The 577-nt window shown below is 60.5% G+C and carries 1 protein-coding gene; it reads left to right on the forward strand.

Annotated elements, in window-relative coordinates; translation table 11 throughout:
* Positions 1-577: HWE histidine kinase domain-containing protein (locus tag GJ693_RS16585; RefSeq protein WP_328598855.1), on the forward strand; the 577-nt coding region annotated here is incomplete at both ends.

The following is a 577-nucleotide window of genomic DNA, read 5'->3' on the forward strand; positions in this document are numbered from 1 at the left end:
TGCTGGCCTCGCCGGTGCGGGCGGATACGAGCCCCACCGTTGCAGGCTTTCTGACCATATCCTATCGGCTGGCGCCGCTGATGCTCACCAATGAGGAACTGTCGCTGTTCTCGGTGGCGCTGCGTGATCCACGAAATGCCTCGGACAATCTGACCGCCGATGCGGAAGGAAACGTCAAATCGGTTCCGCTGAAACTTGATGCGGACAATCCGCCGTTGCTGCGGGTCGTTTCGTTCGGCGCGCGGGACTGGACGCTGATCTATTACGCGAAAACGAACGCAGCGACGCGTGCCCAGGAGCTGGCAGGCATTGTCATGCTGATCGGCGCAGCGCTGACCCTCATTTTCTGCGGCCTGTTCGGATACGTGTCTTACAACAACATCCGGCTCAGCCGGGAGATCCAGACCCGCATCGACTTCGAGCGGCGGCTCACGGCCGTCATCGATGAGCTCAATCATCGCGTGAAGAACATCCTTGCGGTAATTCAGTCGATCGTGACCCGCACGATGCGTCACGGCGCCGACATCGACGTTGCACGCGAGCTCCTGATCGGCCGCATTCACGCCATGTCGCATGT

Origin of the sequence: Sandarakinorhabdus oryzae, assembly GCF_009733735.1 — a bacterium.
Lineage (GTDB): Bacteria > Pseudomonadota > Alphaproteobacteria > Sphingomonadales > Sphingomonadaceae > Sandarakinorhabdus > Sandarakinorhabdus oryzae.